This window comes from Streptomyces sp. NPDC093568 (assembly GCF_044764945.1).
GTDB lineage: Bacteria > Actinomycetota > Actinomycetes > Streptomycetales > Streptomycetaceae > Streptomyces.
This window is the reverse complement of sequence record NZ_JBIWJD010000002.1, coordinates 1,015,440-1,031,198: the sequence shown is the minus strand read 5'-3', so window position 1 is coordinate 1,031,198 and position 15,759 is coordinate 1,015,440. Positions and strand designations below refer to the sequence as shown.

The window sequence follows — 15,759 nt, the reverse complement described above, 5'->3', positions numbered from 1 at the left end:
ACAATTCCTGCGCGGAACGCGGCACCATCCGCGACCCCCGTCCGTTGTCCCCTTTGACGGAGATTTGAAGCAGTGGACGCCCGGCGCCCCCGGCAGGCTCCCGGCGCGGCGGGGTCCTCGCATACGATGGCCGTTGCTCAGCCAAGTCAAATGGAAACCGACCGTCCCAGGCCCGACCGGCAAGGAGACCAACCCCCGTGTCCGTCCTCTCGAAGATCATGCGTGCAGGCGAAGGCAAGATCCTGCGCAAGCTGCACCGCATCGCGGACCAGGTCAACTCCATCGAAGAGGACTTCGTCGACCTCTCCGACGCCGAGCTGCGGGCCCTCACCGATGAGTACAAGCAGCGCTACGAAGACGGTGAGAGCCTGGACGACCTGCTGCCCGAGGCCTTCGCCACCGTGCGCGAGGCCGCCAAGCGCGTCCTCGGACAGCGTCACTACGACGTACAGATCATGGGCGGTGCGGCCCTCCACCTCGGCTACGTGGCCGAGATGAAGACCGGTGAGGGCAAGACGCTCGTCGGCACCCTGCCCGCGTATCTGAACGCGCTGTCCGGCGAGGGCGTCCACCTCATCACGGTCAACGACTACCTGGCCGAGCGCGACTCCGAGATGATGGGCCGCGTCCACAAGTTCCTCGGCCTGAGCGTCGGCTGCATCCTCGCGAACATGACGCCGGCCCAGCGCCGCGAGCAGTACGCGTGCGACATCACCTACGGCACGAACAACGAGTTCGGCTTCGACTACCTGCGCGACAACATGGCGTGGTCCAAGGACGAACTCGTCCAGCGCGGCCACAACTTCGCCATCGTCGACGAGGTCGACTCCATCCTCGTCGACGAGGCCCGCACGCCGCTGATCATCTCCGGCCCGGCCGACCAGGCCACCAAGTGGTACGGCGACTTCGCCAAGCTGGTCACGCGCCTCAAGCGCGGCGAGGCCGGCAACCCGCTCAAGGGCCTGGAGGAGACCGGCGACTACGACGTCGACGAGAAGAAGCGCACGGTCGCCATCCACGAGTCCGGTGTCTCCAAGGTCGAGGACTGGCTGGGCATCGACAACCTCTACGAGTCGGTGAACACCCCGCTGGTGGGCTACCTGAACAACGCCATCAAGGCCAAGGAGCTCTTCAAGAAGGACAAGGACTACGTCGTCATCGACGACGAGGTCATGATCGTCGACGAGCACACCGGCCGTATCCTCGCGGGCCGCCGCTACAACGAGGGCATGCACCAGGCCATCGAGGCCAAGGAAGCCGTGCCGATCAAGGACGAGAACCAGACGCTCGCCACGATCACCCTCCAGAACTTCTTCCGCCTGTACAAGCGCCACGACCACAACGGCAAGGAAGTCCCGGGCCTGTCCGGCATGACCGGTACGGCGATGACCGAGGCCGCCGAGTTCCACCAGATCTACAAGCTCGGCGTGGTCCCGATCCCGACGAACAAGCCGATGATCCGCAAGGACCAGTCGGACCTCATCTACCGCACCGAGGTCGCGAAGTTCGAGGCGGTCGTCGACGACATCGTCGAGAAGCACGAGAAGGGCCAGCCGATCCTCGTCGGTACGACGTCGGTCGAGAAGTCCGAGTACCTGTCGCAGCAGCTGTCCAAGCGCGGCGTCCAGCACGAGGTGCTCAACGCCAAGCAGCACGACCGTGAGGCGATCATCGTCGCCCAGGCCGGCCGCAAGGGCGCCGTCACCGTCGCCACCAACATGGCCGGCCGCGGTACCGACATCAAGCTCGGCGGCAACCCCGAGGACCTCGCCGAGGCGGAGCTGCGCCAGCAGGGCCTCGACCCCGAGGAGCACATCGAGGAGTGGGCGCAGTACCTGCCCGCCGCCCTGGAGCGGGCCGAGCAGGCGGTCAAGGCCGAGAAGGACGAGGTCGAGGAGCTCGGCGGCCTGTACGTGCTCGGTACCGAGCGGCACGAGTCGCGGCGTATCGACAACCAGCTGCGCGGTCGTTCCGGCCGTCAGGGGGACCCGGGCGAGTCCCGCTTCTACCTCTCCCTCGGTGACGACCTGATGCGCCTGTTCAAGGCCCAGATGGTCGAGCGCGTCATGTCGATGGCGAACGTCCCGGACGACGTGCCGATCGAGAACAAGATGGTCACCCGCGCGATCGCCTCCGCCCAGTCGCAGGTCGAGCAGCAGAACTTCGAGACGCGTAAGAACGTCCTGAAGTACGACGAGGTCCTCAACCGCCAGCGTGAGGTCATCTACGGCGAGCGCCGCCGCGTCCTGGAGGGCGAGGACCTGCACGAGCAGGTCCAGCACTTCATGGACGACACCATCGACGCCTACATCGCCGCGGAGACCGCCGAGGGCTTCGCCGAGGAGTGGGACCTGGACCGGCTGTGGGGCGCCTTCAAGCAGCTCTACCCGGTGAAGGTCACCATCGACGAGCTGGAGGAAGCGGCCGGCGACCGTGCCGGGCTCACCGCCGACTTCATCTCGGAGTCCATCAAGGACGACATCCACGAGCAGTACGAGGCGCGTGAGGCGCAGCTCGGCTCCGAGATCATGCGTGAGCTGGAGCGCCGGGTCGTGCTGTCGGTCCTGGACCGCAAGTGGCGCGAGCACCTCTACGAGATGGACTACCTCCAGGAGGGCATCGGCCTGCGCGCGATGGCGCAGAAGGACCCGCTGGTCGAGTACCAGCGCGAGGGCTTCGACATGTTCACCGCGATGATGGAGGGCATCAAGGAGGAGTCCGTCGGCTACCTGTTCAACCTGGAGGTCCAGGTCGAGCAGCAGGTCGAGGAGGTCCCGGTCGAGGACACCAAGCCGGTGGCCGACCTGGAGAAGAAGGACGCCGTGCCGGCGCAGGCGGGTGCGCGTCCCGAGATCCGTGCCAAGGGCCTCGAGGCCCCGCGCCGCCCGGACCGGCTGCACTACACGGCGCCCAAGGTGGACGGCGAGGGCGACATCGTCGAGGGCGACTTCGACAACGGCGACGAGCCGGTGCGTTCCGAGGCCGACGGCCTCACGCGCGCGGAGCGGCGCAAGCAGGCGCGTGGCGGTCGGCGTCGTAAGAAGTAGCGCCGGGTGAGCGCCGCGGTGCCGGTGGCGCCTTAGCGGTTGGACTGCTGGAAGGGCCGGATCTCCTGTCGGGGGCCCGGCCCTTCGTGCTGCCCGGACCTCGGCGGGCGGTCAGTCGTCGTTCGGTTGGGGCCGGCGCGGGCCGCCCAGTTCCACCGCCGTGCAGCGCCAGCGGAGGTCGCCGCCCTGCTCCAGCCGGAAGGCGATGGCGCGCAGTTGGTCGCCGGCGCCGATGCGGGCGAAGGCCTCGACGGCGCCGGGGCGGGGTTCGAAGTAGCCGATGTCGCGGACGACGGGGCGGGCGCCGCGGGTGCGCAGGGGGCCGCGTTCGGCGAGCCGGGCGAGGTCGTCGTAGGCGCGGCCCGCGGTGTGGCGGAGCATCGAGTGGACGGGGCGTTGGCCGCTCAGGACCAGGAGCAGACGGTCGGCGAAGACGTCCGTGGGGCGGGGCTGGGGGATCGGCCCGAGGGGGCTCTGCGGCGGGGCGGTCACCTGCGTTCGCGTCGGGCGCGGTGATGTGGCCGGGGCGGGGTGGTCGGCGCGGCCGGCGCGTGGACCGACGGGCGAGGCCGTACGGGATGCGGGGCCGCTCGGTGCGCGGGTGGGGGAGCCGGCGGGCCTGCGGGAGTCGCGGCGGGTCGGCGGGCGGGTGCCGGGGCGGTGCTGTGCCCTGGTCATGACCTTGTTCATGGGGGTCCCCGTTCGGCGGGCCCGGGAAATACCGGGCAGTAACTTGGTGGTCGGTGATCTTGTACGGGGCGGCGGGGGCCGACGGCAAGGAAGTCGAGGCTCGGAGAAGGCGGCGGGAACATTCACTTATCCGGGTGAACGGCGGGCGCGGGAGGCCGTGACGGCAAGGGTGCGCCGGGTGAGTTTCCGGACCGGAGTGGACGCTGCGGGAGGCGGCGGTGGGGACTCGAAAGGGGACACCCGCACGTATCCTGAAGGCCGTCCGGGAGGCGCGGGAGCGCCCTCTCCCGGTGTTCCTGCGGAGCCTCACGAACGAAAGCGGTCAGCCATGCGCGTCTACGTCCCTCTGACCCTCCCCGGTCTCGCCGAGGCGTACAAGACGGGCGAGCTGGGCGGCGGACCGCTCGTCGCGTACGCCGTCACGCCCGCGTTGCGCGAGTGGTATCTCTCCGACGACATCGAGGAGTTGGAGTACGCGGCGCTCAACCGGGCCGCACTGGCCTCGCTGCGGCTGCTTGCGGCGGACGCGGGCGCCGCGCGGCGCCGGGTCGTGGTCGCCGTCGACGTGCCCGACGGGGCGGCCGTCGCCGACCCCGACCGCGGGCTGGACCCCTCGGCGCTGGGCGAGGTGCGGATCGCCGGGGGCGTGGCGCTGGCCAAGGCGGCGGCCGTGCATGTCGACGCCGGGGACGCGGAGTCGGACGTGGCGGCGGGCGCGGAGGCGCTGGCGGCGGCGGACGCCGGGGACGACGACGCGCAGTTCGTCGTGGACGGCGCCGAGGATCACGAGCTGCTCTGGTACGCCACTCAGGAGATCCCGAACCTCGTGGGGCTCTAGGCCCGAGCCCGGCGCGGATTCGTGTCCCCACGGCTTCCTGACCCGCTTTGACCTGCTGCTCTCTTGATTGTCAGTGGGGGCGGGTACGGTTTTTGGCATGGGGAAGCAGGCAGGGGCACACATTGTCTGGGACTGGAACGGGACGCTGTTCCACGACAATGACGCGATCATCGGGGCGACGAACGCGGCGTTCGCCGAGCTGGGACTGACGCCGATCACGATGGACCAGTACCGGACGCTTTACTGCGTTCCGGTGCCGAAGTTCTACGAGCGGCTGCTCGGGCGGCTGCCGACGAATGCCGAGTGGGAAGTCATGGACGAGACCTTCCACCGGTACTACACCGAGCACCGGGTGAGATGCGGGCTCACCGAGGGTGTGGCGGAGCTGCTCGTGCGGTGGCGGTCGGCGGGGCGCAGCCAGTCGATCCTCAGCATGTACGGGCATGAGGAACTCGTCCCGCTGGTGCGGGGGTTCGGGATCGAGGAGCACTTCCTGCGGGTCGACGGGCGGACCGGGCCGTCCGGAGGCAGCAAGGCCGAGCACATGGTGCGGCACATCGAGGCGCTGGTGCATGTGAATCCCGCTCGCACGGTGGTGATCGGGGACGCCGCGGACGACGCCGTGGCGGCGTTGCACGTGGGGGCGCGGGCCGTGCTGTACACCGGGGGCTCGCACAGCCGGGCGAGCCTTGAGGAGGTGGGGGTGCCGGTCGTGGACACGCTGGGGGAGGCGGTCGAGGAGGCGGAGCGGTTGGCGGCCTGAGCGGGCCCCTGGGCGTGCGCCTGAGCGGACCCAGGGGTGGGCGAGCTGCGGTGAGCCGGTAAGGCGCGGCGGGGGCCTGCCGCCCGTACGGGGCGCCCCAGATGGCGTGCCACCCCGTACAGGGCGCCACCACATGGCGCGGCGCCCCGTACACCGCGCCACGTGCTCCGGCGCCGTCAGGTCACCGGCGCCTTAGCCCGCAAGACGGTCAGGAACTCCCGCATCCACGCCGGGTGGTCGGGCCAGACGCGGGACGAGACCAGGGTGCCGTCGACGACCGCCTCGGCGTCCTGGAAGGTGGCGCCGGCGGCCTGCATGTCCAGCTCCAGGGCGGGGTACGCCGTGACGCGGCGGCCGCTGAGGCTGTCGATCGCCGCGGTGAGCAGCGGGCCGTGGCAGATCTGGGCGACCGGCTTGTCGGCGTCGAAGAACGACTTGAGGATCTTGCGGAGTTCGGGGTCGTTGCGGAGGTACTCAGGGGCCCGGCCGCCGGGGATGACGACGGCGGCGTACTCGCCGGGGTCGACCTCCGAGAAGGCCAGGTCGGCCGGCCAGGTGTAGCCGGGTTTCTCGGTGTAGGTGTCGAAGCCGGGTTCGAAGTCGTGGACCACGAACTGGAGCTTCTTGCGGGTGGGGGCCGCGATGTGCACGTCGTAGCCCTCTTCGCGGAGGCGCTGGTAGGGGTAGAGGACTTCCAGGGACTCCGCGGCGTCGCCGGTGACGATGAGGATCTTCGCTGTCATGTCGGGTGCGCTCCTCCAGTGGGCCGTGGTCTGCGGCTCCGTCGGGCTGACCGTTCCAGGGGCAACGTGCCTCGGGGCGGGAGGATTGCCAAGGGGCCGCGCGGTGGATGGGGCGCCGCCCCGCCACCTATCACCCCGGGCGGCGCCGGTCGGCCACGGCCGACGACTGTTTTCGGACACGGCTCGCATCCGGATGGCCTGGGTTTCGGCCCGTCCTCGTCGCTCCGGGACCACCGCGGCCCGGTACCCCGGCCCCCTCCAGCCTCCCCCCGGCCACCCGACCCCGCCAGTTACGCCCTCCCCACCCCCTTTGCCCCTGTGCAGAACGTCAAAGTTCCACCCCCTCTTTTGTACACATACGGCTCATGACGGGGGCCCTGTAAGGAGCGATAGCCTTAGTGGCGTGATCAGCGCGATAGCTCGCGGGGGCATCGTTGCCCCTGCCCTGCGCCCGGGAAGCACGGAGGACATCCGTGACCGGGCGGCGGTCGCTGGTCTTCGCGGGCGGGAGGGAGCCGAACGGGCTCCCGGCAAGCCATGCGCACCTTGGGCCCATGCTTCGCAGAGAGCAGCGTCACACGCCGCGGGCAGCTCAAGATTGGCTCATATAACCCCGCTCATCCCACCTCGCGGCATAGCGTCGAACCAGACCGGACACCCCGCGTCGCGGCGTTACACCGGAGGGGAAGACACCGTACTTCCTTCAACGTCACGCAACGGCGCGCGACAGGAGCCAGAGGACAATGCAGACCAAGCTGGACGAAGCCAAGGCCGAGCTGCTCGAGAGGGCCGCCCGGGTAGCTGAGAACAGCCCGGTCGGGGGGCACCTACCGACCGGGACCACGGACGAGAGCAGCCCCGGCACCCCGGACCACGACACCGTGCTCTCGTTCCTCCAGCGCTACTACCTGCACACCGCCCCGGAGGACCTGACCGACCGCGACCCGGTCGACGTCTTCGGAGCCGCCTTCTCGCACTACCGGCTGGCCGAGAACCGCCCCCAGGGCACGGCCAACGTGCGGGTGCACACGCCCACCGTGGAAGAGAACGGGTGGACGTGCAGCCACTCCGTCGTGGAAGTCGTCACCGACGACATGCCCTTCCTCGTCGACTCCGTCACCAACGAACTGACGCGGCAGGGGCGCGGGATCCATGTGGTCATCCACCCCCAGGTCCTCGTCCGCCGTGACGTCGCCGGCAAGCTCATCGAGGTCCTCACCGCCCCGCCCTCCGGCGAGCTGCCGCACGACGCGCACACCGAGTCCTGGATCCACGTCGAGATCGACCGCGAGACCGACCGCGGCGACCTGAAGCAGATCACCGCCGACCTGCTGCGCGTCCTGTCCGACGTCCGTGAGGCCGTCGAGGACTGGAGCAAGATGCGGGACCTGGCCCTGCGGATGGCCGACGAGCTGCCGCGGGAGCCCCACTCCGATCTCCGTGAGCAGGAGTTCGAGGAGGCCCGCGAGCTACTGCGCTGGCTGGCCGACGACCACTTCACCTTCCTCGGCTACCGAGAGTACGAGCTGCGCGAGGACGACTCGCTGGCCGCCGTGCCGGGCACCGGCCTCGGCATCCTGCGCGCCGACCCGCACCACTCCGAGACCGACAGCCACCCCGTCAGCCCCTCCTTCGAGCGGCTGCCCGCCGACGCCCGCGCGAAGGCCCGCGAGCACAAGCTCCTCATCCTGACCAAGGCCAACAGCCGGGCGACCGTGCACCGGCCGTCGTATCTCGACTACGTCGGTGTGAAGAAGTTCGACGAGAACGGCGAGGTCGTCGGCGAGCGGCGCTTCCTGGGCCTGTTCTCCTCCGCCGCCTACACCGAGTCCGTCCGCCGTGTGCCCGTCGTCCGGCGCAAGGTCGACGACGTGCTCAAGGCCGCCGGGTTCTCGCCCAACAGCCACGACGGGCGCGACCTGCTGCAGATCCTGGAGACCTACCCGCGCGACGAGCTCTTCCAGACCCCGGTCCCCGAGCTCCAGCGCATCGCCACCTCCGTCCTCTACCTGCAGGAACGGCGCCGGCTGCGCCTCTACCTGCGGCAGGACGAGTACGGCCGCTACTACTCCGCCCTCGTCTACCTGCCCCGCGACCGCTACACCACCGGCGTGCGCCTGCGGATCATCGACATCCTGAAGGAGGAGCTCGACGGCACCAGCGTCGACTTCACCGCCTGGAACACCGAGTCGATCCTCTCCCGGCTGCACTTCGTCGTCCGCGTCCCGCAGGGCACCGAGCTGCCGCAGCTCTCCGACGCCGACAAGGAGCGCATCGAGGCCCGCCTGGTCGAGGCCGCGCGGTCCTGGGCCGACGGCTTCGCCGACGCGCTGAACGCCGAGCTCGGCGAGGAGCGCGCCGCCGAACTGCTGCGCCGCTACTCGGGCGCCTTCCCCGAGGGCTACAAAGCCGACCACTCCCCGCGCTCCGCGGTCTCCGACCTGGTCCACATCGAGCAGCTCACCGAGGAGAACAACTTCTCCCTGAGCCTGTACGAGCCGGTCGGCGCCGCCCCCGAGGAGCGCCGGTTCAAGATCTACCGCAAGGGCGCGGCCGTCTCCCTGTCCGCCGTCCTGCCCGTCCTCAGCCGGCTCGGCGTCGAGGTCGTCGACGAGCGGCCGTACGAACTGCGCTGCTCCGACCGGTCCGTCGCCTGGATCTACGACTTCGGCCTGCGCATGGCCCCGCAGGCGGGCGGCGGCGAGTACCTCGGCGACGACGCCCGCGAGCGGTTCTCCGAGGCCTTCGCCGCCACCTGGACCGGCAAGGCGGAGAACGACGGCTTCAACGCGCTGGTGCTGGGCGCCGGGCTCACTTGGCGGCAGGCCATGGTGCTGCGGGCGTACGCGAAGTACCTGCGCCAGGCCGGCTCCACCTTCAGCCAGGACTACATGGAGGACACCCTCCGCAACAACGTCCACACCACCCGGCTGCTCGTCTCCCTGTTCGAGGCGCGGATGTCGCCGGACCGCCAGCGCGCGGGCCGCGAGATCGTGGACGCGCTGCTCGAAGAGGTCGACGCGGCGCTCGACCAGGTGGCGAGCCTCGACGAGGACCGGATCCTGCGGTCCTTCCTGACCGTCATCAAGGCGACGCTGCGGACGAACTTCTTCCAGGAGGCGGCGGGCGGTCACCCGCACGACTACGTCTCCATGAAGTTCGACCCGCAGGCCATCCCCGACCTGCCCGCGCCGCGCCCGGCGTTCGAGATCTGGGTCTACTCGCCGCGCGTCGAGGGCGTGCACCTGCGCTTCGGCAAGGTCGCGCGAGGGGGTCTGCGCTGGTCCGACCGGCGTGAGGACTTCCGTACCGAGATCCTCGGCCTGGTCAAGGCGCAGATGGTGAAGAACACCGTCATCGTGCCGGTCGGCGCCAAGGGCGGCTTCGTCGCCAAGCAGCTGCCGGACCCGAGCGTGGACCGGGACGCCTGGCTCGCGGAGGGCGTGGCGTCGTACAAGACCTTCATCTCGGCGCTGCTCGACATCACCGACAACATGGTGGCCGGCGACGTCGTGCCGCCCGCCGACGTCGTCCGGCACGACGAGGACGACACCTACCTCGTCGTCGCCGCCGACAAGGGCACCGCGACCTTCTCCGACATCGCCAACGGGGTCGCCGAGCAGTACAACTTCTGGCTCGGGGACGCCTTCGCCTCCGGCGGCTCGGCCGGCTACGACCACAAGGGCATGGGCATCACCGCCCGCGGCGCCTGGGAGTCCGTCAAGCGGCACTTCCGCGAGCTGGGCGTGGACACGCAGACCGAGGACTTCACGGTCGTCGGCATCGGCGACATGTCCGGTGACGTGTTCGGCAACGGCATGCTGCTCAGCGAGCACATCCGCCTGGTCGCCGCCTTCGACCACCGGCACATCTTCATCGACCCGAACCCGGACGCGGCCACCTCCTACGCCGAGCGCCGCCGCGTCTTCGAGCTGCCCCGCTCCAGCTGGGAGGACTACAACACCGAGCTGATCTCGGCCGGCGGCGGCGTCTTCCCGCGCAGCGCCAAGGCCATCCCGGTCAACGCGCACATCCGCGAGGCCCTGGGCATCGAGGGCAAGGTCGCCAAGATGACCCCGGCCGAGCTGATGAAGGCCATCCTCCAGTCGCCGGTGGACCTGCTGTGGAACGGCGGCATCGGTACGTACGTCAAGGCGAGCACCGAGACGCACGCGGACGTCGGCGACAAGGCCAACGACGCCATCCGCGTCGACGGCGCCGACCTCAGGGTCAAGGTCGTCGGCGAGGGCGGCAACCTGGGTCTGACCCAGCTCGGCCGGATCGAGTTCGCACGGCACGGCGGCAAGATCAACACCGATGCCATCGACAACAGCGCGGGCGTGGACACCTCCGACCACGAGGTGAACATCAAGATCCTGCTCAACGGCCTGGTCGCCGAGGGCGACATGACCGTCAAGCAGCGCAACAAGCTGCTCGCCGAGATGACCGACGAGGTCGGCCGTCTCGTCCTGCGCAACAACTACGCGCAGAACACGGCGATCGCCAACGCGCTCGCCCAGTCCGGTGCCATGCTCCACGCCCAGCAGCGCTTCATGAAGCACCTGGTCAGGGAGGGGCACCTGGACCGTGCGCTGGAGTTCCTGCCCACCGACCGCCAGATCCGCGAGCGCCTGAACGCCGACCACGGCCTGACCGGCCCGGAGACGGCCGTCCTGATGGCGTACACGAAGATCACGGTCGCCGAGGAGCTGCTGCACACCACGCTGCCGGACGACCCGTACCTGAGCACCCTGCTGCACGCGTACTTCCCGACCGCGCTGCGCGAGCGGTTCCCCGAGCACCTCGTCGGTCACCCGCTGCGCCGTGAGATCACCACGACCGTGCTGGTCAACGACACGGTCAACACGGGCGGTACGACGTATCTGCACCGGCTGCGCGAGGAGACCGGAGCCTCGCTGGAGGAGATCGTCCGGGCGCAGACCGTGGCCCGCGCGATCTTCCGCTCGGCGGAGGTGTGGGACGCGGTCGAGGCGCTCGACAACAAGGTCGAGGCGGCCGTCCAGACCCGGATCCGGCTGCACTCGCGCCGTCTCGTCGAGCGCGGCACCCGCTGGCTGCTGAACAACCGGCCGCAGCCGCTCCAGCTCGCCGACACCGTCGAGTTCTTCGGTGAGCGCGTCGAGCAGGTGTGGTCGCAGCTGCCGAAGCTGCTGCGCGGCGAGGACCTGGAGTGGTACCAGCGGATCCATGACGAGCTGACCGGCGCCGGTGTGCCCGTCGAACTCGCCACGCGGGTCGCCGGGTTCTCCTCCGCCTTCCCGACGCTCGACATCGTCTCGGTGGCCGACCGCATGGGCAAGGACCCGATGGACGTCGCCGAGGTCTACTACGACCTCGCCGACCGGCTGAACATCACCCAGCTCATGGACCGCATCATCGAGCTGCCGCGCGCCGACCGCTGGCAGTCCATGGCCCGCGCCTCCATCCGCGAGGACCTCTACGCCGCCCACGCGGCCCTCACCTCGGACGTCCTCGCGGCCGGCAACGGCACGGCGACGCCCGAGCAGCGCTTCAAGGCGTGGGAGCAGCGCAACGGCGCGATCCTGGGCCGTGCGCGCACGACGCTTGAGGAGATCCGCGGGTCGGACGAGTTCGACCTGGCCAATCTGTCGGTGGCCATGCGCACCATGCGGACGCTGCTGCGCACGCACACGTAACGGCCACGGCCGTACACGTAAGGGAGCGCCCCGGACCGTGCGGGTCCGGGGCGCTCCTGTGCGTGCGGGTGCGGGCTACGCCTTCGGCTTGGCCGCCTTGTCGCCGGTGAACGCCTCGTACTCCTTCAGCACCTCGTCCGTCGGCCCGTCCATGCGCAGCTCACCGCGCTCCAGCCACAGGACGCGGTCGCAGGTGTCGCGGATCGACTTGTTGTTGTGGCTGACCAGGAACACCGTGCCCGCGTGCTTGCGCAGCTCGCGGATCCGGGCCTCGGAACGCTTCTGGAAGGAGCGGTCGCCGGTGGCCAGCGCCTCGTCGATGAGCAGGACGTCGTGGTCCTTGGCGGCGGCGATGGAGAAGCGCAGGCGGGCGGCCATACCGGAGGAGTACGTGCGCATGGGCAGGGTGATGAAGTCGCCCTTCTCGTTGATGCCGGAGAAGTCGACGATCTCCTGGTAGCGCTCCTTGACCTGCTCGCGGGACATGCCCATCGCGAGGCCGCCGAGGTAGACGTTGCGCTCGCCGGTGAGGTCGTTCATCAGGGCCGCGTTCACGCCGAGGAGGGAGGGCTGGCCGTCGGTGTAGATATGGCCGTTCTCCACCGGGAGCAGGCCCGCGACCGCCTTGAGCAGGGTCGACTTGCCGGAGCCGTTGGTGCCGATGAGGCCGATGGCCTCGCCCTTGTACGCCACGAAGGAGACCTTCTTGACGGCGTGCACCCGGCGCACACCGGCCGCCCGCTCGCTCTGCTTGCGCCGCACGATGCGGTTCAGGGCGGCGGTGGCGGAGCCGCGGCCGGAGCCGGTGCCGTTGACGCGGTAGACGATGTCGACGCCGTCGGCGATGACGGTGGGGGCGTTGTCGTTCGGGTGCTCAGCCACGGCCGTACGTCTCCTCAGCCTTCCAGAAGTAGATGAAGCCGCCGACGCCGGCGAGCAGCGCCCAGCCGGTGGCGATCGCCCACACGTGCGGCGGGAGCTGGCTCGCGTGGAAGCTGTCGATCAGCGCGAAGCGCATCAGGTCGATGTACACGGCGGCGGGGTTGGCCTGAAGGAGCTCGGGCACCCAGGACGGCAGGCCCTTGTGGCCGCCCGTGACGTGGCTGATGCTGAACATCACGCCGGACGCGTACATCCAGGTGCGCAGCACGAACGGCATCAGCTGGGCGATGTCCGGCGTCTTCGCGCCCATGCGCGCCATGACCATCGCGACGCCCGCGTTGAAGGTGAACTGCAGGAACAGCGCGGGGAGTACGAGCACCCAGGACGCGGCGACCGGAATGCCGAAGCAGAGCAGGATGACGAACAGGGCGGCCATCGAGAACAGCAGCTGCTGGAGCTGCTGGAGGGCGAAGGAGATCGGCAGCGCCGCCCGGGGGAAGTGCAGGGCGCGGACCAGGCCGAGGTTGCCGGAGATCGCGCGGGTGCCCGCCATGATCGAGCTCTGCGTGAACGTCCAGACGAACACCCCCGTCACGAGGAACGGGATGTAGTCCGGGACGCCGTGGCTGGTGCCCAGGAGCATGCCGAAGATGAAGTAGTACACCGCCGCGTTCAGCAGCGGCGTCATGACCTGCCACACCTGCCCGAGCTTCGCCTGGCTGTACTGGGCGGTGAGCTTGGCGGTGGCGAAGGCGCTGATGAAGTGGCGGCGCGCCCACAGCTCGCGGATGTACTCGGGCAGGGAGGGGCGGGCACCGCTGACCGACAGGCCGTGCCGGGCGGCGAGCGCCGCGAGGTCGTGGGCCTCGGGTGGGGCGGAGGCCGTCGGGGGCGGTGTGGAGAGGGCCTGGCTCACATCCGCTGCTTTCGCTCGGGGGGAGGGGTGCGGCGACGTTCTCTTACGTGACTCTTCACGAACTCTTACGTCGGGACGGGACCGTATCGTCGCAACGTGAGCGTAGGTCGATTCGGCGTCGGAACGCAACCGTTTCGTCGTTACGTGAGCGAGATTACGACAACGTGGGGACGGGACCGTATCGTCGTAACGCCCTATGCTGGTCCGCATGACGACGAACGCCGACCAGTCCCAGACGCGGCCCCGGCGCCGGAGCCCCGCGGGGGCGGCCGTGCTCCGCGAGGACGTGACGGAGGCGATCCGTGCGGCCGTCTTCGAGGAACTGGCGGCGGTCGGCTACGCCCGGATGTCCATCGAGGGCATCGCGCGCCGCGCGGGCGTCGGCAAGACCGCGGTGTACCGGCGCTGGCCGTCCAAGCTGCACCTGGTCCTGGACGTGGTGTCCGCGGTCGCCGTGATGGGGCTGCCCACGCCGAACACGGGCTCGCTGGAGGGCGACCTGCGGATGCTGTACGAGGTGACCTCACGCGCCCTGCGGCACCCCGTCGTCTCGCAGATCATCCCCGACCTCCAGGCCGAGGCGGCCCGCAGCCCCGAGATCGCCGAGGCGCTGCAGAAGGCGCTGGAGCAGGGGCAGGAGGGCGTCGCCAGCAAGATCCTGGTCGGGGCCGAGCAGCGCGGTGAGGTACGCGCGGGCGTCGACGGCGACCTGGCGCTCGACCTGATCTCGGGACCGCTGTACTGGCGGATGGTGGTGGCCCGCACGCGCAAGCTTCCCAAGGGGTACCTGGATGCGCTGGCGCGGACGACTACTCAGGCGCTCAAGGCGTTGTGAGCGGGGGCGGGCTGCCGTGAACGTCGTCGTCGCCGGGCAACGCCCTGCTGCGCGCCGCCCTCGCCGAGCGGGGAGCTGCCGCGCCTCGGCTATCTGCTCAACGGCCGCGTGGACGAGTTCCTCGACGCGATGGGGCGGGCCCCCGCCGGTTGGACGGCGCTCGACCCCCAGGTCGTCACCGAACTCCTCACCCGCCGCCCCGACTTACCCTCCCTCACTCCGCGCGAGCGCGAGGTTCCGGCCCGCATGGGGCTCAGCCCCGCGCTGCCTCCGGGTGCAGATGCACCCACCCCTCCCAGGCCGACTTGATCATGTCCCGCACGTCGTGTTTGGCCTTCCAGCCCAGTTCGGCGGCGGTGCGGTCCGCGGAGGCGACGACGCGGGCCGGGTCTCCGGGGCGGCGAGGGGTGACGGTCGGGGAGCGGTCGTACCCGGTGATGGCGTTGATCATGTCGATCATCTCCCGGACCGAGACCCCCTCCCCGCGGCCGATGTTGAGCGTGAGGTCGTGGCCGGGCGAGGACCGCAGGGCGCGAGCCGTGGCGACGTGGGCCTCGGCCAGGTCGACCACGTGGATGTAGTCGCGGATGCAGGTGCCGTCCGGGGTCAGGTAGTCGTCACCGAATATGCGCGGGGCCGCGTTCTCCGTGAGTCTCTCGAAGACCATCGGGATGAGGTTGAAGACGCCGGCGTCGCCGAGCTCGGGGCTCGCGGCGCCCGCCACGTTGAAGTAGCGCAGGGACGCCGTGGCCATCCCCGTGGCCCGGCCCGTCGCCCGCACCAGCCACTCACCGGCCAGCTTCGTCTCGCCGTACGGCGACATCGGCAAGCAGGGCGTCTCCTCCGTCACCAGATCGACGTCCGGCACGCCGTAGACGGCTGCCGAGGAGGAGAAGACGAAGGACGGGACCTCGGCCGCCGCCACCGCCTCCAGGAGGACGCGCAGACCTTCGAGGTTTTCGTGGTAGTAGTGCAAGGGGCGCTCGACCGACTCGCCCACCTGCTTCTTCGCCGCGAGGTGGACCACGCCGGTGACCGCGTGGTCCGCCAGGGCGCGGGCGACGCGCTTGCCGTCCAGGGTGGAGCCGACCACCAGCGGCACGCCGTTGGGGACGCGGTCGGCGACGCCGGTGGACAGGTCGTCGTAGACCACTGCCTTCTCGCCCGCCTCGGTCATCGCCCGTACGACGTGTGCCCCGATGTAACCGGCGCCGCCGGTGATCAGCCAGGTCATGTGTGGCCGTCCCCTCGTCAGTGGTCTGTGTCAGTGACAGTGAAGCAGGCGGCGAAGACTGCCGCGCACCACCGAGATGACTCCCCGTGAACCCCCGGCCATACATACGCGGCCAATACGTACCTCCGGCACT

At 70.0% G+C, this 15,759-nt stretch carries 10 protein-coding genes and 1 pseudogene; 6 read left to right on the top strand and 5 right to left on the bottom strand.

The window, feature by feature from the left end; all coding sequences use genetic code 11:
* The first annotated feature begins 197 nt into the window (after positions 1-197).
* Positions 198-3,047, top strand: coding sequence for a preprotein translocase subunit SecA (secA, locus tag ACIRD7_RS14070; protein WP_403453035.1), 2,850 nt, complete (start codon positions 198-200; stop codon positions 3,045-3,047).
* Positions 3,048-3,158: 111 nt separating this feature from the next.
* Here the strand turns inward: secA and ACIRD7_RS14065 are convergent, their stop codons facing one another.
* The gene (locus ACIRD7_RS14065; protein WP_403453034.1) at positions 3,159-3,737 is read right to left on the bottom strand and encodes an Rv3235 family protein; all 579 of its coding nucleotides are present in this window, start codon (positions 3,735-3,737) and stop codon (positions 3,159-3,161) included.
* Between the two features lie 328 nt (positions 3,738-4,065).
* On the opposite strand from ACIRD7_RS14065, the gene ACIRD7_RS14060 reads away from it, so the two are divergent.
* Both ACIRD7_RS14060 and ACIRD7_RS14055 read left to right on the top strand, forming a co-directional pair.
* A complete protein-coding gene (locus ACIRD7_RS14060; protein ID WP_403453033.1) occupies positions 4,066-4,575 on the top strand; it encodes a DUF6912 family protein in 510 nt (169 codons plus the stop codon).
* A 97-nt stretch (positions 4,576-4,672) separates the two neighbouring features.
* Entirely contained in the window at positions 4,673-5,338 is a 666-nt protein-coding gene (locus ACIRD7_RS14055) for an HAD family hydrolase (protein ID WP_403453032.1), read from the top strand.
* 176 nt (positions 5,339-5,514) lie between these two features.
* Here ACIRD7_RS14055 and ACIRD7_RS14050 read toward each other — a convergent pair whose 3' ends face one another.
* Positions 5,515-6,081 carry a DJ-1/PfpI family protein gene (locus ACIRD7_RS14050; protein ID WP_403453031.1) on the bottom strand — a complete coding sequence of 189 codons (567 nt, stop codon included), beginning with the start codon at positions 6,079-6,081 and terminating at the stop codon, positions 5,515-5,517.
* 743 nt (positions 6,082-6,824) lie between these two features.
* Between ACIRD7_RS14050 and ACIRD7_RS14045 the strand changes: the two genes are divergently transcribed.
* Positions 6,825-11,759 (top strand): NAD-glutamate dehydrogenase, encoded by a 4,935-nt coding sequence (locus tag ACIRD7_RS14045; protein ID WP_403453030.1) that lies wholly within the window; start codon positions 6,825-6,827, stop codon positions 11,757-11,759.
* A gap of 75 nt (positions 11,760-11,834) precedes the next feature.
* Here the strand turns inward: ACIRD7_RS14045 and ACIRD7_RS14040 are convergent, their stop codons facing one another.
* Together ACIRD7_RS14040 and ACIRD7_RS14035 are read right to left on the bottom strand one after the other, a co-directional pair.
* A complete protein-coding gene (locus ACIRD7_RS14040) occupies positions 11,835-12,641 on the bottom strand; it encodes an ABC transporter ATP-binding protein (protein ID WP_403453029.1) in 807 nt (268 codons plus the stop codon).
* Positions 12,634-13,557 (bottom strand): ABC transporter permease, encoded by a 924-nt coding sequence (locus ACIRD7_RS14035; protein WP_403453028.1) that lies wholly within the window; start codon positions 13,555-13,557, stop codon positions 12,634-12,636. The genes ACIRD7_RS14040 and ACIRD7_RS14035 overlap by 8 nt, the downstream gene beginning before the upstream one ends.
* A 196-nt stretch (positions 13,558-13,753) precedes the next feature.
* On the opposite strand from ACIRD7_RS14035, the gene ACIRD7_RS14030 reads away from it, so the two are divergent.
* Together ACIRD7_RS14030 and ACIRD7_RS14025 are read left to right on the top strand one after the other, a co-directional pair.
* Positions 13,754-14,392 carry a TetR/AcrR family transcriptional regulator gene (locus ACIRD7_RS14030; protein ID WP_403453027.1) on the top strand — a complete coding sequence of 213 codons (639 nt, stop codon included), beginning with the start codon at positions 13,754-13,756 and terminating at the stop codon, positions 14,390-14,392.
* Between the two features lie 84 nt (positions 14,393-14,476).
* Positions 14,477-14,629, top strand: a pseudogene (locus ACIRD7_RS14025) (DNA-binding response regulator); the annotation flags it as partial.
* 16 nt (positions 14,630-14,645) lie between these two features.
* On the opposite strand, the gene galE reads toward ACIRD7_RS14025, so the two are convergent.
* Complete coding sequence (gene galE, locus ACIRD7_RS14020; RefSeq protein WP_403453026.1) at positions 14,646-15,626, bottom strand: UDP-glucose 4-epimerase GalE; 981 nt, start codon at positions 15,624-15,626, stop codon at positions 14,646-14,648.
* Positions 15,627-15,759 lie beyond the last annotated feature (133 nt).

What these genes read in the sequence shown, in the direction of transcription:
- ACIRD7_RS14065 (WP_403453034.1), bottom strand. Translation starts at nt 3,737, where the DNA reads ATGAACAAGGTCATGACCAGGGCACAGCACCGCCCCGGCACCCGCCCG.
- ACIRD7_RS14060 (WP_403453033.1), top strand. Translation starts at nt 4,066, where the DNA reads ATGCGCGTCTACGTCCCTCTGACCCTCCCCGGTCTCGCCGAGGCGTAC.
- ACIRD7_RS14055 (WP_403453032.1), top strand. Translation starts at nt 4,673, where the DNA reads ATGGGGAAGCAGGCAGGGGCACACATTGTCTGGGACTGGAACGGGACG.
- ACIRD7_RS14050 (WP_403453031.1), bottom strand. Translation starts at nt 6,081, where the DNA reads ATGACAGCGAAGATCCTCATCGTCACCGGCGACGCCGCGGAGTCCCTG.
- ACIRD7_RS14045 (WP_403453030.1), top strand. Translation starts at nt 6,825, where the DNA reads ATGCAGACCAAGCTGGACGAAGCCAAGGCCGAGCTGCTCGAGAGGGCC.
- ACIRD7_RS14030 (WP_403453027.1), top strand. Translation starts at nt 13,754, where the DNA reads ATGCTGGTCCGCATGACGACGAACGCCGACCAGTCCCAGACGCGGCCC.
- galE (WP_403453026.1), bottom strand. Translation starts at nt 15,626, where the DNA reads ATGACCTGGCTGATCACCGGCGGCGCCGGTTACATCGGGGCACACGTC.